The following is a 23728-nucleotide window of genomic DNA, read 5'->3' as shown; positions in this document are numbered from 1 at the left end:
TAACGCGCACCACCGATAGAATCGCGTACGTGTCGCCCACCCCAGAAAAGCAGCATCCCGTCACTGTCGAGGAACGCCTCTTCAGTCTGGTCCTTGCGCTCATCGCCACCCAGATCGGCCTGACCAAGGCCGAAATCCTCTCGACCGTGCAGGGATACCGGCAACGGTTCCAGGTCGGCGGCGACAATGCGAGCCTGGAGCGCCAGTTCGAGCGCGACAAGGACGACATCCGCGAACTGGGCATCCCGCTCGAGACCATCGAATCGCCGGACGACCCGGGCAGCAACCACCACCTGCGCTACCGCATCCCCAAGGGCCTCTACGACCTGCCCGCCGACATCTCCTTCTCACCCGACGAGATCATGCTGCTCAAGCTCGCCGCCACGGTCTGGCGCGAAGGGTCGCTCTCGGCCGAATCCCGCCGCGCGCTGACCAAGCTCAACTCCCTGGGGATCGATTCCACCGATCCCGTCATCGGCTATGCCCCTTCCCTGCGCGCCAGGGAGGCGTCGTTCGAGCCGCTCAGCAAGGCCATGGACCGCGGTCAGGTCGTGGCCTTCCAGTACCTCAAGCCCGGTGAGAGCGCTCCGCGCCGTCGGGTCATCGCGCCGCTGGCCGTGGTGCTGCACGAAGGCCGATGGCACCTGTACGGTGCCGACCAGGATGCGGGGGCGACTCGCACCTTCCTGCTGTCCCGGATCGTGGGACCCGTCGTCACGGTTCCCGGCACCATCGCGGGCCCTCCGGCGGCAGACGACCAGGGCCAGCGGGCCCTCGCCGAGCTTGACACCCTGTGGCGCGCCCAGGTTGCCCTGATCACGGTCGAACCGGGATCGGATGCGGCCGTGCGGTTGAGCAAACGCGGCACCCCCGGACCGGCAGCGGGCGATGTCGAGCTGCACTACACCGACCTGAACATCCTGGCCGACGAGCTGGCCGGCTACGGCCCCGAGGTTCTCGTGCTCAACCCGTCCGCCCTGCGCGACGCCGTGGTGTCGCGGCTGCGGCACGTGCGGGACGCTCACACGCCGGCACCGCAGGCCGAAGAGGATATGGACCGATGACAGCCAAGCCCGCCGCCTTCGGCGCCACCGACAAGCTCACCTTCCTGCTCTCCCTCGTCCCGTTCCTGATGGACCACGACCGGGTGAGCGTCGGCGCCGTGGCCGAGCATTTCGGTGTCTCGCCCCAGCGGGTGCGCGACGCGGTCAACCTCATCGCCATGTCCGGAGTACCGGGGGAGACCCGGCAGTACCTGCACGGCGACCTCTTCGACATCCAGTGGGACGAGTTCGAGAACAACGACAACATCGTTCTCACCCACCTCGTCGCGATCGACGACTCACCCCGCTTCTCGGCCCGCGAAGCCGCTGCGCTCATCGCCGGGCTGCAGTATCTCTCCGCCCTGCCCGAGAACGGCGACCGCGACGCCATAGCCACGCTGATGGCCAAGCTCACCCGGTCCTCGACCGGCGCTCCCAGCCAACTCGCGGTCTCCCGCACCGACTCGGATGTGGCCATCTCCGTCATCCAGGCCGCCGTGCGCGCGGGCACCCAGGTGGAGTTCGACTACCTCAATGCCCGCGGCACCGCCGAGCACCGCTGCGTCGACCCGCTGCGGATCGAATCCGTCGACAACGACTGGTACCTGCGCGGCTGGTGCCACCTCAGGGAGGCGATGCGCACTTTCCGGCTGGACCGGATGAGCCGGCTGCGCTCCACCGACGTGCCCGCCTTGCCGCACGACGAGTCCGTGCTGCTGCCCGACGCGCTCTTCCAGGGATCCGCGGACGACCTCACCGTCACGATCGAGCTGCCCGCCTCCGCGGTCGGCCTGCTGGCGGACTACGGCCCCGTGCCCACCGGCGCCGGACCCACCGGCGCGGCGGCGGCGGACGCCCTCAGCACGGTGCAGCTTCGGGTGTCGCATTACCACGGCCTCAAACGCCTGGCCGCGGGCCTGGCCGGCGTCGTCCGGGTGGTCGACCCTGGGGCCGCCCGGCAGACCGTGGCCGACTGGGCCGCCGCCGGCGTGGCCCGCTATGAGGCCGAGTCCTCGTCGGAGGTCCCGGTGACGGACGGGAGCCACGCGTGATCCCGGTGTGGGCGTGGATCCTCATCTGGACCGTTCTGGCGCTCGCCCTGCTCGGCATGCTCGCCTGGTTCGCCGTGCGCCTGTTCCGCAAGCTCATGGGAACCCTCGGCGCTCTCGAGGACCTCGGCGATCAGGTGGCCGCACTCGACCTGGATACGATGCCGCCGCGGGCGGCTTTCCATCCGGCCGTGTTCCAGGACCGCAGAGAACTCAGTCTGGCCCGCGAACAGGCCAGGATCGAGCGGGTCCTCCGCCGCGCCCAGCGGCGGGATCTCTCAGTCAGCCGGGGTAAACTACTGCAACACACTCCCTACAAGCCAGAGGATCGACCCCCATGTTGAGCAATCTGACCGGATGGCACTTCCTGATCATCCTCGTCGTCATCCTGCTGTTGTTCGGTGCGCCCAAACTCCCCGGCCTGGCACGCAGCCTGGGCCAGTCGATGAAGATCTTCAAGAACGAGATCAAGAGCGACACCGTCGACGAGCCCGCCGACCCGGCCGCCGCTCCGGCACGTCCCGAGTCCGTGGACGGCACGACACGGCCCGTCGGCCCGGGCGACCAGACGAAGCCGTAGTCCGGTGGCCGTACGCACCACGAAGCGTGCGAAGCGCGGCGGCACGATGTCGCTCGGGCAGCACCTGCTCGAGCTTCGCAAGCGCCTGTTCCGGGCCGCCGCGGGCATCGTCATCGGTGGTGTCATCGGGTGGATGCTCTCCGAGGGCGTCTGGGATGCCCTGCGCCAGCCGATCTACGCCATCATCGAGGCCCAGAACCGCAACGCGCAGATCAACTACCCCGACATCACGTCGGCGTTCGACCTGCGGTTGAAAATCGCCTTCTACGTCGGTCTCGTCGTCTCGAGCCCGATCTGGCTCTACCAGATCTTCGCGTTCCTGATGCCGGGTCTGACCCGGGGTGAGAAGAAGTACGTCTACGGTTTCGTGCTCACGGCCGTGCCCCTGTTCATCGCCGGCTGTGCGGCCGGCTGGTATGTCTTGCCCCAGATCGTCGGGCTCATGACGAGCTTCGCGCCCCCGGAGGATGCCGCGTTCATCAACGCCCAGAACTACCTGGACTTCACGCTCAAGCTCATGGTCGCGATCGGGATCGCGTTCGTCCTGCCGGTCTTCGTGGTGTTGCTGAACTTCGCCGGGGTGATCAGTGCGCAGTCGATCATCAAGTCCTGGCGGGTCGCGGTGCTCGTGATCATCCTCTTCACCGCCATCGCGACCCCGGCGGCCGACGTCATCTCGATGTTCATGCTCGCGGTTCCGATGATCGTGCTGTATTTCTCGGCATACGGCATCGCCGTCCTGCACGACCGGCGTGCCGACCGGCGCGCCCTGGCCCTCGAACGGGAGTTGGCGCGCTAGCGCACCACATGACAGACCTACAGTCACCGGCCGACCGGTACACCGCAGCCCGCCTCCGCGCCCAGACGCCCAAACTGGAAGCCTTCCGGCGGGGCCTGAGGTTCGACCTGGACTCGTTCCAACTCGCCGCCGGAGCATCGCTCGAAGCCGGAAACAGCGTGCTCGTGGCCGCTCCCACCGGGGCCGGCAAGACCGTCGTAGCCGAATTCGCGATCTTCCTGGCCATGCAGCAGCCGACCGCCAAGGTCTTCTACACCGCCCCGATGAAGGCGCTGAGCAACCAGAAGTTCCAGGAACTCGTCGCCGAGTACGGCGCAGACCAGGTGGGTCTGCTCACCGGGGACACCAATGTGAACGCCGGTGCCCGCATCGTGGTGATGACCACAGAGGTGCTCCGCAACATGCTGTACGCGGATTCCGACCTGCTCAGCAATCTGGCCTTCGTGATCATGGACGAGGTGCACTATCTCGCCGACCGTTTTCGCGGTGCGGTCTGGGAAGAGGTCATCATCCACTTGCCGCAGAGCGTACGGATGGTGTCGCTGAGCGCGACGGTGTCCAACGCCGAGGAATTCGGCGACTGGCTGCAGGCCGTGCGGGGTGACACCGACGTGATCGTCTCCGAGGAACGTCCGGTACCCCTCGACCAGCATGTGCTGGTCAAGAGCAAGATGCTCGACCTGTTCGACTCCTCCGGCCTGGCCGCCACCCACCGGGTGAACCCCGAGCTCGTGCGCCTGGCCCAGTCCGGCGGCCGGCCGGTTCTCGACCGCTCCGGCGGCCGCGGGCGTGGGCGCGGCTCGAGCCGGGACCGGTTCCACCACCAGCGCGCCGCGGCCGAGTCCGGCCGGATGGACCGTGCCGAGATCGTGCGACTGCTCGAGGGCAAGCACCTCCTGCCGGCGATCTTCTTCATCTTCTCCCGGGTGGGCTGCGATCAGGCGGTGCGCCAGGTCCTGCGGGCCGGGGTCCGGCTCACCGACACGGCCGAGCGTGACGAGATCCGGCAGCTCGTGGACGAACGCTGCCGTACCCTGCTGGACGAGGATCTCGCGGTGCTCGGCTATTGGGAGTGGTTGGACGGGCTTGAACGCGGCGTCGCCGCGCACCACGCGGGCATGCTGCCCGCGTTCAAGGAGGTCGTCGAAGAACTCTTCCAGAAGAAGCTGGTCAAGGCGGTCTTCGCCACCGAAACTCTGGCCCTTGGCATCAACATGCCGGCCCGCACCGTGGTCCTGGACAAGTTGGAGAAGTTCAACGGGGAGGCCCGTGTGCCCATCACCCCCGGCGAATACACCCAGCTCACCGGCCGCGCCGGGCGTCGCGGCATCGACGTGGAGGGCCACGCGGTCATCCAGTGGCAGCAGGGACTCGACCCGCAGGCCGTCGCGTCGTTGGCCTCACGGCGCACCTACCCGCTGAACTCCAGCTTCAAACCCACCTACAACATGGCCGTCAACCTGATCGACCAGTTCGGCCGGGAACACACCCGCGAGGTTCTCGAGTCCTCCTTCGCCCAGTTCCAGGCCGACCGCGCCGTCGTCGATCTGGCCCGACGGGTTCGCGCCCAGCAGAGCTCTCTCGACGGCTACGCAGCGTCGATGACCTGCCACCTCGGCGACTTCGCCGAGTACACGGGCATCCGCCGGCGGTTGTCCGACCTGGAGCGGGAGAATGCCGCCGCCGATTCCCACGCTCGCGGTCGGGACCGGCGCCAGAAAGAGCTGGCGGCCCTCCGCACCCGGATGCGTGCGCACCCGTGCCACAGCTGTCCCGACCGGGAGGCGCACGCCCGGTGGGCCCAGCGCTGGTGGAAGCTCACGCGGGAGACCGAGGCTCTGACAAGTCAGATCACCGCTCGTACCGGTGCCGTCGCCCGCATCTTCGACCGCGTCACCGACGTGCTGCTCGGCTTCGGCTACCTGGTGCCGGGGGAGGGCCGTGCGGTGACTCTCAGCGAGAGCGGCCGTATCCTGCGCCGGATCTACGCGGACCGCGACCTGCTCGTGGCCGAATCCCTGCGCCGCGGCCTGTGGAATTCCCTGGACGCGCCCAGCCTGGCCGCGATGGCCTGTGCCCTGGTCTTCGAACCGCGCCGCGAAGAGGGCATGACAGACGAACGTTTCCTGCCCAAGGGGCCGTTCCGGCCTGCCCTGGACGCGACGCAGATCCTGTGGAGCCAGCTGGACGACCTCGAACGTGACCACAAGCTCCCCGGCAGCAACCCGCTGGCCGCCGGCCTGAGCCTGGCCATGTGGAAGTGGGCCAGGGGAGACTCTCTCGGCCTGGTGCTGGAGGAAGCCGAGATGGCCGCGGGGGACTTCGTGCGCTGGACCAAGCAGACCATCGACCTCCTCGACCAGCTGTCCGTCGTCGCTGACGGACAGGTCGGCCGTACCGCGCGCGTGGCGATGGACTCCATCCGCCGTGGAATCGTCGCGTATTCGTCGGTCGCCTAGGCTGTTGAGGTGAAGACGGACATTCCCCGCGCCGCCGGCCTGCCGCTCTGGGCGGCCATCCTGCTCGCCGCCGGGGCCGGGGCGATTCTCGACGCCGGCTTCCCCGACCGGTCGTGGTGGATCCTGGCACCCGTGGGGGTGGCCCTGATGCTGCTGGCCCTGATCGGCCGCGGTCCGTGGACCGGTCTCCTGGTGGGACTGGTGGCCGGGCTGTCGTTCTGGCTCATCCACATCAGCTGGCTCACCCTCTACCTCGGACCGGTTCCGTGGCTGGCCCTGGCCGGACTCGAGTCGATCTTCTTCGCCGTCGGACTCGCTCTCACCGCCGTGGTCCTCACCGTCGGCCCCCGAGTCTGGCCGAGCCTCGCGGGCCGGATCGGCGTCATCCCGGTCATCGTGGCCGGCCTGTGGACCGCCAGGGAGGCAATCTCCGCGGTCTGGCCGTACGGAGGCTTCTCCTGGGGCCGTGTGGCCATGTCCCAATCGGAGAGCCCGTTCAACGTCCTCGTCGCCTGGGTGGGCATGTCCGGGCTGTCTTTCGTGATGGTCTGGCTCAGCGCCCTGGTTGTGCAGCTCTGCCGGGAGCCTGCCCTGCGTGTCGATGGCCGTGCCGCCATCGCGGTGGCCGCCGTCGCCCTGCTGCTCGTCTTCCCGGCCTGGCCCACGCTGCAGAGCGGCACCGCCCGGATCGCCGCCGTGCAGGGAGCGTCGGATGCCGGACTGTTCGCCCAGAACGCGCCGGGCCAGATCCTCTCCGACCACGTGTCCGCCACGTTGCCCCTCGTCGGCGAGCCGGTGGACTTCGTCGTGTGGCCGGAGAACGGCATCGACGTGGACCCGCTGCGCTCGACCGATTCGGCCCGGGTGGCCGATTACATCAGCCGGGCAATGGACGCGCCGCTCATCGCCGGAACCATCACCCTCCGCGACGGCAAATACTACAACACCTCGCTGCTCTGGAAGGCGGGGGAAGGCGCCGTGGACATGTACGACAAGGTGCACCCGGTCCCGTTCGCCGAATACATGCCGGACCGGGCCTTCTGGCGGCCGTTCGCGCCCGACCTGATCGACCTCGTCTCGCGTGACTACGAGATCGGCACGCGGGACAACGTTTTCGACGTCGACGGCATCCTGGCCGGCATCGCCATCTGCTTCGACATCGCCGACGATCAGCTCGTGCACGAGATGATCGACAACAAGGCCGAGGTCATCCTCGCCCAGACCAACAACGCCGACTTCGGCCGCACCGACGAGTCCGTGCAACAGCTCGCGATCGCCAGGCTCCGCGCCATCGAGGCCGGCCGGACCGTCGTGAACATCTCGACCGTGGGCACGAGCGCGATCATGACTCCCGACGGCAAGACCCTCGCCAGCCTGCCGACCTGGGAACCCGGTGCCATGGTGCAGACGGTTCCGCTGAGCACCACCAACACCCCGGCGATGTCGGCGGGCCGGCCGATCGAGTGGTTCGTCTCCGGGCTGGGCCTGGCGGGGCTGCTGTTCTGCCTGATCGCTGGCCGGTGGGCGTCGGCGCCCGAGGGCGAACGTGCGATGCCCGACCGCGCGCGGGTACGCAAACGGCGCCGGGGTTAACCGGCGCCGCAGGGCTGATGTGGAAATGTGCGCGGACCGTACGGCCCGCGCGTTGGGCTACGCGCCGACCTTCTGGCCCCGACGCTGACGGAGCACCGTCAGTCGTTCCTCGAGGAGCTCTTCGAGCTCCGCGCGGGTCCGACGCTCCAGGAGCATGTCCCAGTGGGTGCGGGCGATCTTCTCGTCGGAGTGGTCGACGATGACGGGCTTCGAATCGACCAGCCGGGTGGCGGTCTGGGAGCAGAAACGGCACTCCCATTCGTCGGGCGCTTCGGCCTCGGCGGAGAAAATCATCACCGTCTCGCGTCCGCACGTTGCACACAAATACGTGTGACTCACTCGTGGTGAAAAGGTCACGCCCTCTTCGCTCTGCAGGCTCTGTGAACCCAACCTCATGCCACGCAAACTACGATCTGCCATCGTGTGGTCTCCTCTCGCGATGCATTCCTAGTTGTAAACCATCAAGCTGGACGTTATCTTTCCGTTATAGCGCTCTTGGCGGTGATCTCTCAGAAACCGGCCCGCGGCCGAGGGAAGGGGCCGTGCGAATCCACGACCTGCGCGGCCAGGTCGCACCGGTCGGTGACCAGGCCGTCGACGCCCATTCGGAGCAGCACAGCCATCCGGCCCGGGTCGTTCACCGTCCACACGTGCACCTCCACGCCGATTGCATGCATTCTCTGGATGAGGCGCGGGGTGACGATGCGCAGCCGGCCGGCGCGCTCCGGTACCTGGATGGCATTCACGCCCCGCAACAACCAAGGCAGCACCCAGTGCTGACGCACGGCGAGCACGGCAACCACCGCGGCGACACCGGGGGCCGACGCCGAGGTCGCCGCGCCGGGAACGGCCCTGAGCGCCCGACGTCGCCGGGTTTCGGAAAACGAGGTGAGCAGCACGCGCCCGGCCGCCGCAGCCGTGCGGATGGCCCGGACCGTCGGGAGCACGGCATCGGCCGATTTGATGTCGATATTGAAGCGCGCCTCGGGGAAGGCGGCCAAAGCGTCGGCGAGGGAACAGTAGGCCTGCCCCTGGCCCAGGTCGATCCGGCCGAGTTCGGCCATGGTCAGGGTGTTCACCGCCGTGCCGTCCAGCGCGAGGGTGGGGTCGTGGCTGATCACCGCCACGCCGTCCTTGCTGGCATGCACATCGGCCTCGAGATGCGTGGCCCCGTGGCTCAACGCCTGGAGGAAGGCCAGGAGGGTGTTCTCCGGGGCGTCGGTGCTCAGCCCGCGGTGCGCGAGGATGCGCGGGCCGGGCGGCCCGAGGAAGGACCCGCGGTCAGCTCTCACGTCCGGCCACCGGCGCCTGGCCGGCCGACTGGCCGTCACCCGGCGCAGCGGATGTCGGGGCGCCGGGGTGCGACCCCGCCACGGGGTTCGGGCCGAACGCCCGCCCGATGCCCTTCATCGCCTCGGTCAGTTCGCTGGGCACGATCCAGAGCTTGTTGGAGGTGCCTTCGGCCAGCTTGGGCAGGGTCTGCAGGTACTGGTAGGCGAGAAGCTTCGGGTCGGGATCACCGTCGTGGATCGCCTTGAACACCGTGGTGATGGCCTCGGCCTCACCCTGGGCGCGAAGCACGGCGGCCTTGGCCTGCCCCTCGGCCTGCAGGATCGAGGCCTGCCGGGCACCCTCGGCGGTGAGGATCGCGGACTGCTTGGTGCCCTCGGCGGTGAGGATCAGCGCTCGGCGGTCTCGTTCGGCGCGCATCTGCTTCTCCATCGAGTCCTGGATGGAGATGGGCGGATCGATGGCCTTGAGCTCGACCCGCCCTACGCGGATGCCCCACTTGCCGGTCGCCTCGTCGAGCACGATCCGCAGCTGGCCGTTGATATTGTCCCGGCTGGTGAGGGCCTCTTCGAGGTTCAGGCCACCGACCACGTTGCGGAGCGTGGTGGTGGTGAGCTGCTCGACAGCGCCCAGGTAGTTGGCGATCTCATAGGTCGCGGCGCGGGCATCCGTCACCTGGAAGTAGACCACCGTGTCGATGGACACGACGAGGTTGTCCTCGGTGATCACGGGCTGCGGCGGAAAGGACACCACCTGTTCGCGCATATCGATGAGCGGTCGGACCCGGTCGATGAAGGGCACCAGGATGTTCAGCCCCGGCATCAGGGTCTTGTGGTACTTGCCCAGGCGTTCCACCACACCGGCGCTGGCCTGCGGGATGATCCGGATGGTGCGGACCAGGATCACGACCACGAACACCAGGACGACGACGATGAGCAGAAGAACGAATATCTGGACGATGATCTGGTCTGGGCTGGGCACGGGTTAGATCCTTTCGAGGGGTTCGACGAGCGCTGTGGAGCCTTCGATGGCCGACACCCGGACACGTTCGCCGGGGTCGAGTGTGAGTGGTGGGTGCCCGGGGGAGAGGTGCGCGGTCCAGGTCTCGCCGTTGTCCAGCTTGACCAGTCCGCCGAGGTCGCCGACGGTGGCAGCGACGCGCCCGCCCATGCCGATCAGAGCGGCCACGTTGCTCGGCGGTACGGCGGGGCTGTCCCTCGCGATCGCGCGGAGCAGGACCGGGCGGATGAGCAACAGCAGCAGCACCGATACGGCGGCGGCGAAGAGGATCTGCACCCACCAGTCCCAGCCGAGCAGGTTGGCGCCCAGTCCGGCGACGCTTCCGACGCCGATCATGAGGAAGGTGAAGTCGAGGGTGAGGAGCTCGATGATGACGCAGACCAGAATGAACGTCAGCCAGACAATCCACAGGTAATCGGTCAAATCCACCATGTCGCCACCCCTCGCGCGTCGGTATCTACGACGCTAGCACCTGCGGGTGTGAGGCATGTTGATAGTCTTTATCCCCGTGAGCACACCATCGATGAATCCCCTCCAGCCCGGTAGCCTGTCGGGAAAGCGCGTCCTCGTCACGGGTTCGTCCCGCGGGATCGGTGCCGACACCGTCGCCTACTTCGCCGAGGCGGGCGCCAAGGTCGTCATCAACTACCGCAACAAGGAAGCGCGGGCCAACAAGCTCGCCGCTGCTATCCGTGAGGCCGGCGGAACGGCCATCACCGTGGGCGCCGACCTCACCGACGCCGAGTCGGTGTCGGCGATGTTCGACACCATTCGTGCCGAATACGGCGGACTCGACATCCTCGTGATGAACGCCTCCGGCGGTATGGAGAGCGGCATGGCCGAGGACTACGCCATGCAGCTGAACCGGGACGCCCAGGTCAACCTTCTCAACGCCGCCGTGCCGCTGCTCAGCGACGGCTCCCGCGTGGTCTTCATCACCAGCCACCAGGCGCACTTCGTCGACACCGCGGCCAACGTGGACGTGTACGAGCCGGTCGCCCGCAGCAAGCGAGCCGGCGAGGACGCCCTCCGGGCCGTCATCCCCGAACTCGCCGAGGCCGGCATCGGTTTCGTCGTAGTGTCCGGCGACATGATCCAGGGCACCATCACGGCCGTCCTGCTCGAGCGCGCCAACCCCGGCGCGATCAGCGCCCGCCAGGAATCCGCCGGGAAGCTCTACAACGTGAGCGAATTCGCCGCGGAGATCGTGTCGGCCGCCGTCGAGCCGGTTCCGGCCGGCAACACGCGGTACGTGGGGGACACCTCCGACTTCACCAGCTGAGCGGCTCGAGCTGAGGGCCCCGCGCTGCGGGGCCCTACTCAGGCCAACGCGCCTCGACCGAAGGTGAAGGCGCGCACCAACTGGATGAGCCCGGAGAGGATGAGCATGACCCCGCCGATGGTCACCAGCACGCCGATGGTCTCGACCGGGGCGAACAGCACGATGATCCCGGCGAGGATGCCGACGAGGCCAAGGACGATCCCCGGCCACCGGCTGGTGTCCGTGGTGAACTCGACGAGGGCGGCGACGCCTTCCACGATCCAGACGATGCCCACCAGCAGGCCGAGCACTGCCAGGGAGCCCTCCGGGTTGCGGAGCGCCAGGATACCCAGGATCAGCACCAGCACGCCGAACACGATGTTGAGCACCCGCCCTCCGGTGCCGGCCCCGGTGGCTGCCACACCGCGCACGATGCGCACGACCCCGCTGATCACGAAGTAGAGCCCGAAGAGAACGGCGATCACGGTCAGGGTCGCCTCGGTCCAGACGAGCAGGACGGTGCCGATGGCGATGGCGAGCACCGCGCTGGCGGCGAAGGCCACCCGGATGCCGGTGATCTCCCGGGCGCTCAGGTGCCTGGGATCGATGGCGAGGGCGAAGACCGCTGTGCCGGTTCCGGTGCTGTTGGACATGAGGCTCCTTCGGAGATGAGCGGGCGGTTCTGGAGTCGAGTTCTGGGGTCGAGTTCAGACTCAGACAGGGGAGTGTTGGGCGGTTGCCGTCAACCTAATCCGAAGACGGCGGACCGGCTATCCCCGGTCAGCGCGGCAGTCGGTAACCGCACAGGGCTCGAGGCGGCCCCGGGGCCACCGCGGCGCGGACACACCCGACGTCGGACACAGCCTTTATTTTCTGCACGATAATAAATACGGTCCTTCTCATGACCAGTGAATGCGGCCAGAGAACCGAATCTGACGAACACTTCGCGACACATCGTCTCGGCACGAACCCGGCGCACCCGCATCCGCCTGGACAGCTTCGCGCTGATGCCGGCGATTCGCCCCACAGTCCCTGCCGGGAACGTTGGGCCCGGACCGAAACGTGAGAATCACCATCTCAACCAGCCGGCCCAGAACCCCACTTCTCTCGCCCGATAGATATGACCGATAATGCACATTATGTCAACAAGACGATTCTGGCCCCTCCTCGAGCGGCGGGTGGGCGTAGTGGGGTGACCGCGAGGCGTCAGCGCTCGGGAACCGTCGCCACAGCGTCGATCTCCACGAGGGCTCCCGGCCGTGCCGGTGTCATGGACAGCACCGTGACGGCCGTGCGCCGGTCGCCCCAGACCGTGCGCGTGGCGGCGTAGGCGGCTGTCGGGTCCACGCCGGCGGCGAGGTAGATCGTGAGCTTGACGACGTACTCCGGCCCGGAGCCGGCCGCGTCGAGCACGGTCAGCACGTTACGGAGGGCCTGTTCACTCTGCGGTCCCATACCGTCCAGCAGGGCACCGGAGCCGTCGATGCCATTCTGCCCGCCGACGAACAGCATCGGCCCGGCAGGAGCGATCATGCCCTGCGCGAACGCTGGGCTGGTCGGCATCCCGGCCGGGTCGACCGGTCGGGGCTCGGCGGTCACGGCGATTCTCCCCCGGCCCCGGATGTCCGCTCCTCGTCCGGGCGCTCGCGGATGACCATGCCGAACTCGTTGACCGGTTCGAAGGCGTCGCGGTCCCAGGCCCCGGGGTGCGGGACCGGGCAGTTCAGCACGGTGTCGTGGGCGGAGTGTTCGATGGTGTGTTCGGTCATCGGTCGGCCGCAGACCGGACAGCTGGACAACCCGGTCGTCTCAGCCGCGTCATAGGTGCCCACCGGCGGGGAGTCGAACGCGGGCCGGAGCCGGTCCTCCACCCAGTCGAAGAGTTGGCGAGGGCCGAGCCGGTGCGCCCTGGCCGAGGATTTCTCGTTCTGGACCATGCCGCCAGCGTACGCCTCCGCAGCGCCGGTGGACTAGGCCCGAGCGCGTCCGGATCCGCTCATTCCTCGCCGAAACCGGTCTCGATCAGGGCCGCCAGCGCCTCGACGGCCGCCCGCGAGCGTTCGTCAGGCCCGGAGATCTCGACGCTCATCCCCCGCGTCAGACCGAGCGACATGATGCCGAGGAGGCTGTGGGCGTCCTTGCCGTTGACACTCACCGGGGCGTCGAAGGTGCTGGCCAGCTTGACGAAGTCCGCCGCGGGGCGCGCGTGCAGACCGTCCCGGTTGCGCAACGTCACCGTCCGCACCACGGCTCCCCCGGAGCTCTCCCCGGATCGTTCTGCGTCGACGGGCGACGCCGGCTCGACGCTCGAGGACCCGCCGGCGGACTCGGCCGCCCGCAGCACGGAGTCGAGGTCACCGCCGATTTGAGCGGCAACCGCTGCGGCCACGCCACCCTCGACGAGCGGGGCATCCGCGATGCGCACGTGGGAGCGCACGTCGTCGTCGAGGAACTCGATCGCCGTCTCGGCGGTCAGGATGGCGGACCCCAGGTCACACAGGACGACGACACCGCCGCCGCCGTCGGCCCGGGCGAGGCCTGCGACGATCTTGTCGAAGCTGGTACCGATGCCGTCATCGTCCCGGCCGCCGGCGGCAACCAACGTCGCCTCAGGCGCCATCTGGCGAGCCAGTGTCACTAGACCGGAGGCGATCTCGGCGCTGTGCGAGACGAAAACGATGCCCACGCGAGGCGCCGGCTGAGCGGCGCCCGCCGCCACGGAGTCCGACATGGTCAGGACTGCGCGGCCGCGTCGGACGCGCAGCGCAGGATCAGCGCCGTGGACCGGGCACCGGGGTCCAGGTGACCGATCGAGCGCTCCCCCAGATAGCTGGCTCGGCCCTTGCGGGCGATCAAGGGAACCGTGGCTGCTGCGCCGGCGTCGGCCGCGTCCGCCGCCGCGGCCAGGATCCTCTCGGGGCTCTCGCCGGCGGCCTCGGCCGCCGTTGCGGCGTCCACCGCCGGGGTCCACGCGTCAACCATGGTCTTGTCACCGGACTCGGCCTTGCCGCGCAGGACGATGCCGTCCCGCCCTGCCGTGAGCAGAGCGACCACGGCGGGCCCGTCCAGGGCGGCGGCGCCGGCCACGGCCGCGGCGGCCTTGAGATAGGCCGTGCCGTAGAGCGGGCCGGCGGCCCCGCCCACGGTGGAGATGAGCGTCGCCGCGAGGGTCTTGAGCAGTTCCGCCGGAGTGCCGGCGTCGGTCGCGGCATCGAGCTTGGACAGCATGGCCTGGAAGCCCCTGTCCATGTTCTCGCCGTGGTCACCGTCGCCGATCTCCCGGTCCAAGGTGTTCAACTCGGCACGGTTCTCTGAGAGAACCCGTGCACTGTTCCTGATCCAGGCTTCTGCCCAAGCGACGTCTACGCTCATCCGGTCATCCCTACTTTCCCCACCGCAGTGCGGCTGTGTGCACCGGAGCGTCCCACAGGGCGGTCAACTCGTCATCGAGTTTGAGAACCGTGATCGACATGCCCTGCATCTCCAGTGATGTTGTGAAATTGCCGACGAGCGTGCGTGTCACCTCGATGCCTCGTTCGGCGAGAACTTCGGCGGCCCGTCGGAATACAATGTACAGCTCAACCTGAGGCGTCCCGCCCATTCCGTTCACGAACAACAGGACCCGGTCGCCCGATACGAAGGGGATGTCGTCCAGGATCGGGCCGAGAATCCGGTCCACGATGGCGTCGGCCGGTTCCAGTTTGATGCGTTCCCGGCCGGGCTCACCGTGGATGCCGATGCCGATCTCGATCTCGTCGTCGGCCAGGGTGAAGCTCGGCTCGCCGGCGTGCGGCACCACGCAGGGGGTCAGGGCGACTCCCATCGAGCGCACCTGCCCGATGACCTTCTCGGCCACGGTCGCCACCGCGGACAGATCGTCGCCCCGCTCGGCGGCAGCTCCGGCGATCTTCTCGACCAGGACCGTGCCGGCGACCCCCCGGCGCCCGGCGGTGTACAGCGAGTCCTTCACGGCGACGTCGTCGTTGACGATCACCGAACGCACCTCGATCTCATCCGCCGCGGCGAGGTCTGCAGCCGTCTCGAAGTTGAGCACGTCACCGGTGTAGTTCTTCACGATGTGGAGCACCCCGGCTCCCCCGTCGACGGCCTTGGTGGCCGCCAGGATCGGGTCGGGTGTCGGCGAGGTGAACACGGCCCCGGGGACCGCGGCGTCCAGCATTCCGAAGCCGACGAAACCGCCGTGCAGCGGCTCGTGCCCGCTGCCGCCCCCGCTGACGATCCCCACCTTGCCGGCGACCGGAGCGTCGGTCCGAACGATGAACACCGGATCAAGGGACACCCGCACGATATCGCCGTGCGCCGCACCGAAGCCGGCGACGGCCTCGACGACAACGTTCTTCGGGTCGTTGACAAGTTTTTTCATGACCATTCCTTCATTCGTCGGAATCGAGCGGCACGGATCTATCGTGCCGGGCACGCAGCCGTGCTCCCTGCACAACTTACGCGCTGTGGCTGTTCTCGGTAAGAGGCAGGTGATCCCGTCAATCCGGTCCATTTCGCTCCGGCTCCGGCCGCGCTATGGTAGCTGCAAAATCGCTCAGCGCGAAGGGATTGCTCCGGTTCGTCCGGCATCTCGCTCCTTACGAGAAAGGTCATCGTGGACAATATCGGTCTTGTATTTTTGTCGGAGGTGCTGGGCACTGGAATGCTCGTCCTCCTCGGTTGTGGTGTGGTGGCCAACGTGGCCCTGACCAAGAACAAGGGCTTCGGCGGCGGGTTCCTCATGGTGACCTTCGGCTGGGGTTTCGCGGTCTTCGCCGGTGTCACAGTCGCCTACAACTCGGGTGCCCACCTCAACCCGGCCGTCACCCTCGGCCTCGTCGCATCGGGCGCCACCGAATTCGGACTCGGCGTACCGGTGAATTTCCTGTCGGTCCTCGTCTATCTGGCTGGTGAATTCCTCGGAGCCTTCCTCGGCGCCGTGGTCGTCTGGCTGGCCTACAAGCAGCACTACGACGAAGAACCCGAGCCCGCCAACAAGCTCGGCACCTTCTCGACCGGCCCGGCCATCCGCTCGTACGGCTGGAACCTGGTCACCGAGATCATCGGTACCTTCGTGCTGGTGTTCGTGGTCATCGCGTTCGGCGGCGGTCGTCAGGGGGTCAGCGGCGGCCTCGGCGCCCTGGGCGCCCTGCCCGTGGCGATCCTCGTTGTGGTGATCGGCACCTCGCTCGGTGGCCCGACCGGGTACGCCATCAACCCGGCCCGTGACCTCAGTCCCCGCATCGCGCACTTCCTCCTGCCGATCCGCGGGAAGGGCTCGTCGGACTGGGCCTACTCCTGGGTTCCGGTCGTCGGTCCCGTGATCGGCGGACTCCTCGCCGGCTGGGCCTCGTTGATCTGGCTGCCGATCATGGCGTGACCGAAGCAGGCCGGCTCCCCCGGGAGCCGGCCTGCTTCGCGCGCCCGGACCGGCTCCCCCGCCGCCCACCCGGATTCAGCACACTCATTCAGCAGACGGATTTATAGTTCTGTCCAAGCCATCACACAACGTACAAGGAGGTACACCATGGCTCAGTATGTACTCGCCATCGATCAAGGCACCACAAGTTCACGCGCCATCATCTTCGACCACGCGGGCTCCATCGTCTCCACCGGTCAGCTCGAACACGAGCAGATCTTCCCCCGCGCCGGCTGGGTCGAGCACGACCCGATGGAGATCTGGGACAACACCCGCGAGGTCATCGGCCAGGCGCTGTCCAAGGCCAACCTCACCCGCCACGACATCGCCGCGGTCGGAATCACCAACCAACGCGAGACCGCGGTGGTCTGGGACCGGACCACGGGAAAGCCCGTCTACAACGCCATCGTCTGGCAGGACACCCGCACCCAGCCCATCGTCGACCGGTTCGCGGCTGACGGCGGCGTTGAGCGGTTCAAGCAGAAAGTAGGCCTGCCGCTGGCGACCTACTTCTCCGGCACCAAGATCGTCTGGATCCTGGAGAACGTCGAGGGAGCCCGCGAGAAGGCCGAGGCCGGCGACCTGATGTTCGGCACCACCGATTCCTGGGTGCTCTGGAACCTCACCGGTGGGCTCGAGGGCGGCGTGCACGCCACGGACGTCACCAACGCCAGCCGCACGCTGTTCATGGACCTGGAGACTCTGCAGTGGGATGACGAGATCCTCGGCATCTTCGGGGTTCCGCGCTCGATGATGCCCGAGATCCGCTCCTCCAGTGAGGTCTACGGCACCGTCAACGAGCACAGCCTGCTGCGCGAGGTGCCCATCGCCGGCATCCTCGGCGACCAGCAGGCCGCCACCTTCGGCCAGGCCGCGTTCGACCAGGGCGAGGCCAAGAACACCTACGGCACCGGTAACTTCCTGATCTTCAACACCGGCACCGAGATCATCCACTCCAAGAACGGCCTGCTCACCACGCTCGGCTACAAGCTCGGCGACGCCGAACCGCACTACGCGCTCGAGGGCTCCATCGCCGTCACCGGCGCGCTCGTGCAGTGGCTGCGTGACAACCTCGGCATGATCGGCTCCTCGGAGGAGATCGAGACCCTCGCGGCGTCCGTGGACGACAACGGCGGCGCGTACTTCGTGCCGGCGTTCAGCGGCCTGTTCGCGCCGTACTGGCGGTCGGATGCCCGTGGCGCGCTCGTGGGCCTGACCCGGTTCGTGAACAAGGGCCACATCGCCCGCGCGGCGCTGGAGGCCACCGCCTTCCAGACCCGCGAGGTCCTCGACGCGGTCAACGCCGACTCCGGGGTTCCGCTGACCGAGCTCAAGGTGGACGGCGGCATGATCAAGAACAACCTGCTGATGCAGTTCCAGGCCGACATCATCGGCGTGCCGGTGATCCGGCCGGTGGTCGCCGAGACCACGGCCCTCGGTGCCGCCTACGCGGCGGGCCTGGCGACGGGGTTCTGGAGCACCCTGGACGAACTGCGCTCGAACTGGCAGGAGGACAGCCGCTGGACCCCGCAGATGAGCGAGGAGGAGAGTGCCCGCCAGCTGCGCAACTGGAAGAAGGCCGTCACCAAGACCTTCGGCTGGGTCGACGACGACGTGCTGTAGCCCGCACGAGTCTCACCATCGGCGCCGCACCCGCCGCTCTTCTCGAGCCGGGTGCGGCGCCCTGGTCTGTCCGGGTCAGGCGTGACTGGCGTGCACCCACTGGGCCAGTTTCGCCGCTCCGGCCCCGGAGTCGATGGCGTCGGCCGCCACAACGAGCTTGGCCCGGAACCGGTCCAGGATGCTCACCTGAGACTGGGCCGGGTCGTGGGCGAGGTCGTAGGCCACGAGACCCGCCGCCGCGTTCAGCAACACGATGTCACGCACCGGGCCGGTCTCCCCCGCGAGTACCGCGTGCACCACGGAGGCGTTGTGGGCCGGCGACCCACCCACCAACTGGCTCATCGTGGCCCGCGGGATGCCCAGATCGCGCGGGTCGATGTCGTGCTCGGTGACCAGGCCCCGTGACACCTCCCACACGTGGCTGTGGCCGGTGGTGGTGAGTTCGTCCAGGCCGTCGTCACCGCGGAAGACCAGCGCGGTGGCGCCGCGGGTCTGGAACACGCCCACGAACAGGGGCACCCGGTCGAGCGCCGCCACGCCGACGGCGGAAGCCTCCGGCCGGGCCGGATTGACGAGGGGACCGAGGAAGTTGAAGACGGTGGGAATGCCCAGCTCGGCGCGCACGGCGGCGGCATGCCGGAACCCGGGGTGGAACGCGGCCGCGAACGCGAACGTGATGCCGGTGTCCTGCAGAACGGTGGCGACCACGTCCGCAGAGAGGCTGAGGTCGATGCCCAGTTCGGAGAGGACATCCGAGGAGCCGGAGGCCGAGCTGGCGGCCTTGTTGCCGTGCTTGATCACGGGAACACCCGCCGCCGCGCAGACGATGGACGCCATGGTGGACACATTGACCGTGCCGAACCTGTCGCCACCCGTGCCCACGATGTCCAGGCCCATGGAGTCCACCTTGAGCGGAACCGCGTGGTCGAGGATGGCATCCCGGAATCCGACGATCTCATCGACCGTCTCCCCCTTCGCTCGCAGGGCGATCAGGAAACCCGCGATCTGCGCCTGGCTAGCTTCTCCGAGCACGATGCGTTCCATGCACCAAGCGGCATCGGCGACACTGAGGTCGGCCCCGCTGAGGAGGGCGTCGAGAATGTTGGGCCAGGACTGGGATTCGAGCATTCTCCGATCTTAATCATCTACGCTCCCCGGACCCGCATTTCCGGTGCCATCAGGCACTAGTTAGGTTAACCTAACCTGCGATTAGGGCCGAATGGCACTTCAGGATGAGAAAAACCTGTGCGGTAATCGGCCATAATGGAATAGTGACGACGACCTCAATTACTCCCCGGGCGACCCTCCCCGTAGTGAACAGGCCCAACAGCGTGGCGGTTGGCACCATTGTCTGGCTGGGCAGCGAAGTCATGTTCTTCGCCGGCCTCTTCGCCATCTACTTCACGCTGCGCTCGACGTCGCCAGAGTTGTGGCAGTTCGAGACGGAGAAGCACAACTTCACCTTCGCCCTGGTGAACACGCTGATCCTGGTTTCGTCCTCGATCACCTGCCAGTTCGGCGTCTTCGCGGCCGAGCGTCTGCAGGCCCGATCCACCGGATGGAAGCCCAGCCAGTGGGGCATGGTGGAGTGGTTCTTCCTCACCTACGCCCTCGGCGCGATCTTCGTCTCCGGCCAGGTGCTCGAGTACGCCACCCTGGTCTCCGAAGGCGTCACGCTGGCGTCCAACGCCTACGGCTCCGCGTTCTACCTGACCACCGGTTTCCACGGCATCCACGTGACCGGTGGCCTCATCGCCTTCCTCCTCGTGATCGGTCGTGGCTTCGCGGTCAAGAACTTCGGTCACAAGGAAGCCACCAGCGCCATCGTGGTCTCGTACTACTGGCACTTCGTCGACGTCGTCTGGATCGGGCTCTTCCTGGTCATCTACGTTCTTAAATAACAAGCAGGAGCGGACACACTCAGTATGCCCAGGACTCAGAAACCTACCGCCGGACGGTCCCGTCGTTCCGGCCGTCGCAGCCCTCTCGCGAGCGTCGCCCTCATCGCCATCGGACTGCTCTTCACGGGCGGCGCGTACGCGATGTTCAGCACCGGCACCGCCAGCGCTGCCACGGACACCGCATCCCAGCAGACCGTCAGCGAGGGCGAAAAGCTCTTCGCCGCGAACTGCGCCACCTGCCACGGCCTCAGCGCCGAGGGCACCGGAGCCGGACCCAGCCTGATCGGCGTCGGAGCCGCCTCCGTCGACTTCCAGGTCGGCACCGGCCGGATGCCCATGCAGGCCAACGGCCCACAGGCGATCGTCAAGCCCGTCCAGTTCACCGAGGAACAGACCGCAGCCCTTGCGGCGTACGTCGCCTCCCTCGCCCCCGGACCGGCTATTCCGGCCCAGGAACTGCTGGACGCACAGGGTGACGCCTCCGCCGGCGCCGAACTGTTCCGCATCAACTGCGCCATGTGCCACAACGTGGCCGGTGCCGGCGGCGCCCTCACCGAGGGCAAGTACGCCCCGGCCCTGGAGGGTGTCACCCCGCAGCACATCTACGAGGCCATGGTCACCGGCCCGCAGAACATGCCGGTCTTCAACGACATGAACATCTCGCCGGAAGACAAGCGCGACATCATCACGTACCTCAAGTACGTGGAGAACAACCCGTCGCCGGGCGGATTCGCCCTTGGCTCCCTCGGTCCCGTCTCCGAAGGCCTCTTCCTCTGGATCTTCGGACTGGGAGCCATCGTGGCCCTGACCGTATGGATCACGGCGAAATCGAATTGATCGGCACCCTGCACATGACCACCCCGCACCTGACACAGCGAACACAGACAGCGCCCCTGAAGGAGAACAATGGCCAGCGATGAGACCAGCGGAAAGGACCTGACCGCTGCCGACTCTTCGGGCGTCGAGCACGGCACCGCCGCCGCGGGTACCGCCGTCGTGGCACGCGACGCCGTGGCCAACCCCGGCTTCCCGCCGCACCGGCCGCGCGTCACCGACCTGGATCCCCGCAAGGAGAAGCAGGCCGAGCGCGCCGTCTACACGCTCTTCTACCTGTCGATCGTGGGCAGCGTGTTCGCGATCGCCGCGTACATGATCTTCCCGATCGTCCCCGAAGACCCGGGTTCCGTCCGTCTGAACAACCTGTTCATCGGCATCGGACTGGCCCTGGCCCTGTTGGCGCTGGGAATCGGCGCTGTGCACTGGGGCAAGGCCCTGATGCACGACGAAGAAGGCATCGACGAGCGTCACCCGGTCCGCGGCACAGACGAGACCCGTGCGCGCGCCGTGGAGATCTTCCAGGAAGCGAACACCGAGTCCGGCTTCGGCCGCCGCACGCTGATCCGCAACAGCCTGATCGGCGCCCTGGTGGTCTTCCCCCTCCCCGCCGTCGTGCTGTTCCGCGGTCTCGCACCGCAGGACCAGGACCCGGTGGCCCTGCTCAAGCAGACCATGTGGGAGAAGGGCACCCGCCTGGCGCTCGACCCCTCCGGCGCCCCCATCAAGGCATCCGATGTCACCCTGGGTTCCTCGTTCGCCGTGATCCCCGAGGGCCTGATGGACCTCGAACACGGACGCCTCGAAGAAAAGGCCAAGTCGGTCGTGATCCTCGTGCGCATGAAGCCGCAGGACCTCATCGAGTCGCCGGAGCGCGCCAGCTGGTCGTACGACGGCATCGTCGCGTACTCCAAGATCTGCACCCACGTCGGTTGCCCCGTCGGCCTCTACGAACAGCAGACGCACCACCTCCTCTGCCCCTGCCACCAGTCACAGTTCAACGTGGCTGATGAGGCCAAGGTCATCTTCGGCCCGGCCAAGCGTCCGCTCCCCCAGCTCCCCATTGCGGTGGATGCCGAGGGATACTTGATCGCACAAAGCGATTTCCTTGAACCAGTCGGACCGAGCTTTTGGGAGCGACAGTGAGTACGACAACTGACATGAAACCCGCCGAGACGAAGAAGTCCGGCGGCTTCACCGGCGCCGCGGCCAACTACATCGACGAGCGCACGAGCATCTCCACCGCAGTCAAGGAACTGGGTCGCAAGATCTTCCCCGACCACTGGTCCTTCCTGCTGGGTGAGGTGGCGCTGTACAGCTTCGTCATCATCCTGCTCTCGGGGTCTTTCCTGACGTTCTTCTTCCAGGCGTCGATGGCGGAAGTGCACTACGACGGTTCCTACGTCCCGCTCAAGGGCGTGGAGATGTCGGTGGCCATGGCCTCATCGCTGGATATCTCCTTCGATGTGCGCGGCGGACTTCTGATGCGCCAGGTGCACCACTGGGCGGCCCTGCTGTTCGTGGCCTCCATCGGCCTGCACATGCTGCGCATCTACTTCACGGGTGCTTTCCGCAAGCCGCGTGAACTCAACTGGGTGATCGGCTTCGTGCTCTTCATCCTCGCCATGGCAGAGGGCTTCACCGGCTACTCGCTCCCCGACGACCTGCTCTCCGGAAACGGTCTCCGCATCATCGACGGCATGGTCAAGGGCATCCCCGTTGTGGGCACCTGGATCTCGTTCCTCCTCTTCGGCGGCGAGTTCCCGGGCACCGACATCGTGGGCCGGCTGTACTCCCTGCACATCCTGCTGCTGCCGGCGATCATCGTGGCGCTCATAGCCATGCACTTGCTCTTCGTGGTTGTGCACAAGCACACCCAGTACCCCGGAGCCGGTCGCACCAACAACAACGTCGTCGGCTACCCGGTGCTTCCGGTCTACGCCGCGAAGGCCGGTGGGTTCTTCTTCATCGTCTTCGGCGTCGTGATGCTGATGGCCTCGTTCTTCACCATCAACCCGATCTGGAACTACGGACCGTACGACCCGTCCCCGGTTTCCGCCGGCACGCAGCCGGACTGGTACATCGGCTTCGCCGACGGTGCCCTTCGACTGATTCCGCCGGGACTCGAGATGGTCTGGCTCGGACACACCTGGTCGTTCAACATCCTGATCCCCCTGGTGGGCCTGGGCCTGTTCATCGCCGTGGTGCTGTTCTACCCGTTCCTCGAGGCCTGGGTCACGGGCGACAAGCGCGAGCACCACATCCTGGACCGCCCGCGCAATGCTCCGACCCGCACGGCGATCGGCGCCGCCGGTGTCACGTTCTACGCGGGCCTCTGGGCCGCGGCGTCGTCGGACATCATCGCCACGCACTTCAAGCTGACGATGGAGGGCGTGATCCACACCCTGCAGGCCGTCGTCATCCTCGGCCCTTTCATCGCGTACTTCATCACCAAGCGCGTCTGCCTGGCCCTGCAGAAGAAGGACCGTGAGATCGTGCTGCACGGCTACGAGTCCGGCCGCATCGTCCGCCTCCCCGGCGGCGAGTACATCGAGGTGCACCAGCCCGTCGACGAGTACGAGCGCTGGAAGCTGGTGAGCTACAACGACTACAAGCCGTTGACGGTGAAGCCGAACGCCCAGGGGAAGATCTCCGCCGTGCAGAAGGTCCGTGCGGGTCTGTCCCGCTGGTTCTTCGAAGACCGGATCGCTCCGGTGGGCACCAAGGAAATCGAAGAGAGCCACGGCGATCACCACTAGCCACACGGGTGACCGCATTCGGGCACCGAAGCCACTCCAGACCCTGTCGGAGTGGCTTCGGTGCCCGAACTGTTTCCGTGACCTCTCCCCCCACA

The 23728-nt window shown here is 67.4% G+C and carries 25 protein-coding genes; 14 read left to right on the top strand and 11 right to left on the bottom strand.

Annotated elements, in window-relative coordinates; genetic code table 11:
* Window positions 1–29: 29 nt before the first annotated feature.
* From PA27867_RS08795 to lnt, 7 genes are read left to right on the top strand one after another with little or no spacing between them, the layout of a single operon-like run.
* On the top strand, window positions 30–1064 hold the full coding sequence (locus PA27867_RS08795; RefSeq protein ID WP_066595375.1) for a helix-turn-helix transcriptional regulator: 1035 nt from the start codon (window positions 30–32) through the stop codon (window positions 1062–1064).
* A complete protein-coding gene (locus PA27867_RS08790; protein ID WP_066595374.1) occupies window positions 1061–2095 on the top strand; it encodes a helix-turn-helix transcriptional regulator in 1035 nt (344 codons plus the stop codon). The genes PA27867_RS08795 and PA27867_RS08790 overlap by 4 nt, the downstream gene beginning before the upstream one ends.
* Window positions 2092–2436, top strand: a complete 345-nt coding sequence (locus PA27867_RS08785) for a hypothetical protein (RefSeq protein ID WP_066595373.1) — start codon at window positions 2092–2094, stop codon at window positions 2434–2436. The genes PA27867_RS08790 and PA27867_RS08785 overlap by 4 nt, the downstream gene beginning before the upstream one ends.
* Window positions 2430–2672 carry a twin-arginine translocase TatA/TatE family subunit gene (gene tatA, locus PA27867_RS08780; protein WP_066595366.1) on the top strand — a complete coding sequence of 81 codons (243 nt, stop codon included), beginning with the start codon at window positions 2430–2432 and terminating at the stop codon, window positions 2670–2672. The genes PA27867_RS08785 and tatA overlap by 7 nt, the downstream gene beginning before the upstream one ends.
* Window positions 2673–2718: 46 nt before the next feature.
* Window positions 2719–3471 (top strand): twin-arginine translocase subunit TatC, encoded by a 753-nt coding sequence (gene tatC, locus PA27867_RS08775; RefSeq protein ID WP_066599482.1) that lies wholly within the window; start codon window positions 2719–2721, stop codon window positions 3469–3471.
* 8 nt (window positions 3472–3479) lie between these two features.
* Window positions 3480–5930, top strand: coding sequence for a DEAD/DEAH box helicase (locus PA27867_RS08770; RefSeq protein ID WP_066595364.1), 2451 nt, complete (start codon window positions 3480–3482; stop codon window positions 5928–5930).
* A 9-nt stretch (window positions 5931–5939) separates the two neighbouring features.
* Complete coding sequence (gene lnt / locus PA27867_RS08765; RefSeq protein ID WP_084020911.1) at window positions 5940–7523, top strand: apolipoprotein N-acyltransferase; 1584 nt, start codon at window positions 5940–5942, stop codon at window positions 7521–7523.
* A gap of 57 nt (window positions 7524–7580) precedes the next feature.
* Here the strand turns inward: lnt and PA27867_RS08760 are convergent, their stop codons facing one another.
* The 4 genes from PA27867_RS08760 to PA27867_RS08745 all read right to left on the bottom strand — a co-directional run bounded on the left by PA27867_RS08760 (window position 7581) and on the right by PA27867_RS08745 (window position 10265).
* Complete coding sequence (locus PA27867_RS08760; protein ID WP_066595362.1) at window positions 7581–7943, bottom strand: RNA polymerase-binding protein RbpA; 363 nt, start codon at window positions 7941–7943, stop codon at window positions 7581–7583.
* Window positions 7944–8032: 89 nt separating this feature from the next.
* Window positions 8033–8815, bottom strand: coding sequence for a glycerophosphodiester phosphodiesterase family protein (locus tag PA27867_RS08755; protein WP_066595360.1), 783 nt, complete (start codon window positions 8813–8815; stop codon window positions 8033–8035).
* The gene (locus PA27867_RS08750) at window positions 8805–9776 is read right to left on the bottom strand and encodes an SPFH domain-containing protein (protein ID WP_420480699.1); all 972 of its coding nucleotides are present in this window, start codon (window positions 9774–9776) and stop codon (window positions 8805–8807) included. Before PA27867_RS08750 ends, PA27867_RS08755 begins: the two co-directional genes overlap by 11 nt.
* A 21-nt stretch (window positions 9777–9797) precedes the next feature.
* A complete protein-coding gene (locus tag PA27867_RS08745; RefSeq protein WP_066595357.1) occupies window positions 9798–10265 on the bottom strand; it encodes an NfeD family protein in 468 nt (155 codons plus the stop codon).
* 91 nt (window positions 10266–10356) lie between these two features.
* Between PA27867_RS08745 and PA27867_RS08740 the strand changes: the two genes are divergently transcribed.
* Entirely contained in the window at window positions 10357–11115 is a 759-nt protein-coding gene (locus PA27867_RS08740; RefSeq protein ID WP_066595356.1) for an SDR family oxidoreductase, read from the top strand.
* A 38-nt stretch (window positions 11116–11153) separates the two neighbouring features.
* On the opposite strand, the gene PA27867_RS08735 is transcribed toward PA27867_RS08740, so the two are convergent.
* The 6 genes from PA27867_RS08735 to dhaK all read right to left on the bottom strand — a co-directional run bounded on the left by PA27867_RS08735 (window position 11154) and on the right by dhaK (window position 15478).
* Window positions 11154–11747, bottom strand: coding sequence for an HdeD family acid-resistance protein (locus PA27867_RS08735; RefSeq protein ID WP_066595355.1), 594 nt, complete (start codon window positions 11745–11747; stop codon window positions 11154–11156).
* A 553-nt stretch (window positions 11748–12300) separates the two neighbouring features.
* The gene (locus PA27867_RS08730; protein ID WP_066595353.1) at window positions 12301–12693 is read right to left on the bottom strand and encodes a RidA family protein; all 393 of its coding nucleotides are present in this window, start codon (window positions 12691–12693) and stop codon (window positions 12301–12303) included.
* Window positions 12690–13031, bottom strand: coding sequence for a hypothetical protein (locus tag PA27867_RS08725; RefSeq protein WP_066595351.1), 342 nt, complete (start codon window positions 13029–13031; stop codon window positions 12690–12692). Before PA27867_RS08725 ends, PA27867_RS08730 begins: the two co-directional genes overlap by 4 nt.
* Window positions 13032–13090: 59 nt before the next feature.
* Window positions 13091–13825 carry a dihydroxyacetone kinase phosphoryl donor subunit DhaM gene (dhaM, locus tag PA27867_RS08720; protein ID WP_066595349.1) on the bottom strand — a complete coding sequence of 245 codons (735 nt, stop codon included), beginning with the start codon at window positions 13823–13825 and terminating at the stop codon, window positions 13091–13093.
* A gap of 2 nt (window positions 13826–13827) precedes the next feature.
* The gene (dhaL, locus tag PA27867_RS08715; protein ID WP_066595348.1) at window positions 13828–14466 is read right to left on the bottom strand and encodes a dihydroxyacetone kinase subunit DhaL; all 639 of its coding nucleotides are present in this window, start codon (window positions 14464–14466) and stop codon (window positions 13828–13830) included.
* A gap of 10 nt (window positions 14467–14476) precedes the next feature.
* Window positions 14477–15478, bottom strand: coding sequence for a dihydroxyacetone kinase subunit DhaK (dhaK, locus tag PA27867_RS08710; protein ID WP_066599473.1), 1002 nt, complete (start codon window positions 15476–15478; stop codon window positions 14477–14479).
* Between the two features lie 282 nt (window positions 15479–15760).
* Here dhaK and PA27867_RS08705 point away from each other — a divergent pair, with 282 nt between their 5' ends.
* Together PA27867_RS08705 and glpK are read left to right on the top strand one after the other, a co-directional pair.
* Window positions 15761–16477, top strand: a complete 717-nt coding sequence (locus tag PA27867_RS08705) for an MIP/aquaporin family protein (protein WP_066595343.1) — start codon at window positions 15761–15763, stop codon at window positions 16475–16477.
* Window positions 16478–16624: 147 nt separating this feature from the next.
* Window positions 16625–18139 carry a glycerol kinase GlpK gene (gene glpK / locus PA27867_RS08700; RefSeq protein ID WP_066595341.1) on the top strand — a complete coding sequence of 505 codons (1515 nt, stop codon included), beginning with the start codon at window positions 16625–16627 and terminating at the stop codon, window positions 18137–18139.
* 75 nt (window positions 18140–18214) lie between these two features.
* Here the strand turns inward: glpK and trpD are convergent, their stop codons facing one another.
* Window positions 18215–19267: an anthranilate phosphoribosyltransferase gene (trpD, locus tag PA27867_RS08695; RefSeq protein ID WP_066595339.1), complete on the bottom strand. Its 1053-nt coding sequence runs from the start codon at window positions 19265–19267 to the stop codon at window positions 18215–18217.
* 104 nt (window positions 19268–19371) lie between these two features.
* Here trpD and PA27867_RS08690 point away from each other — a divergent pair, with 104 nt between their 5' ends.
* From PA27867_RS08690 to PA27867_RS08675, 4 genes are all read left to right on the top strand, one after another.
* Window positions 19372–20040 (top strand): cytochrome c oxidase subunit 3, encoded by a 669-nt coding sequence (locus PA27867_RS08690; protein WP_084020907.1) that lies wholly within the window; start codon window positions 19372–19374, stop codon window positions 20038–20040.
* A 24-nt stretch (window positions 20041–20064) separates the two neighbouring features.
* Window positions 20065–20877: a cytochrome c gene (locus PA27867_RS08685; protein ID WP_066595335.1), complete on the top strand. Its 813-nt coding sequence runs from the start codon at window positions 20065–20067 to the stop codon at window positions 20875–20877.
* Between the two features lie 69 nt (window positions 20878–20946).
* Complete coding sequence (locus PA27867_RS08680; RefSeq protein WP_066595333.1) at window positions 20947–22020, top strand: ubiquinol-cytochrome c reductase iron-sulfur subunit; 1074 nt, start codon at window positions 20947–20949, stop codon at window positions 22018–22020.
* 14 nt (window positions 22021–22034) lie between these two features.
* Window positions 22035–23633 carry a cytochrome b gene (locus PA27867_RS08675; protein ID WP_157109340.1) on the top strand — a complete coding sequence of 533 codons (1599 nt, stop codon included), beginning with the start codon at window positions 22035–22037 and terminating at the stop codon, window positions 23631–23633.
* Window positions 23634–23728 lie beyond the last annotated feature (95 nt).

This window comes from Cryobacterium arcticum (assembly GCF_001679725.1).
GTDB lineage: Bacteria > Actinomycetota > Actinomycetes > Actinomycetales > Microbacteriaceae > Cryobacterium > Cryobacterium arcticum_A.
Note: the sequence above shows the minus strand (reverse complement) of the source record. Positions and strands in the feature narration are given on the sequence as shown.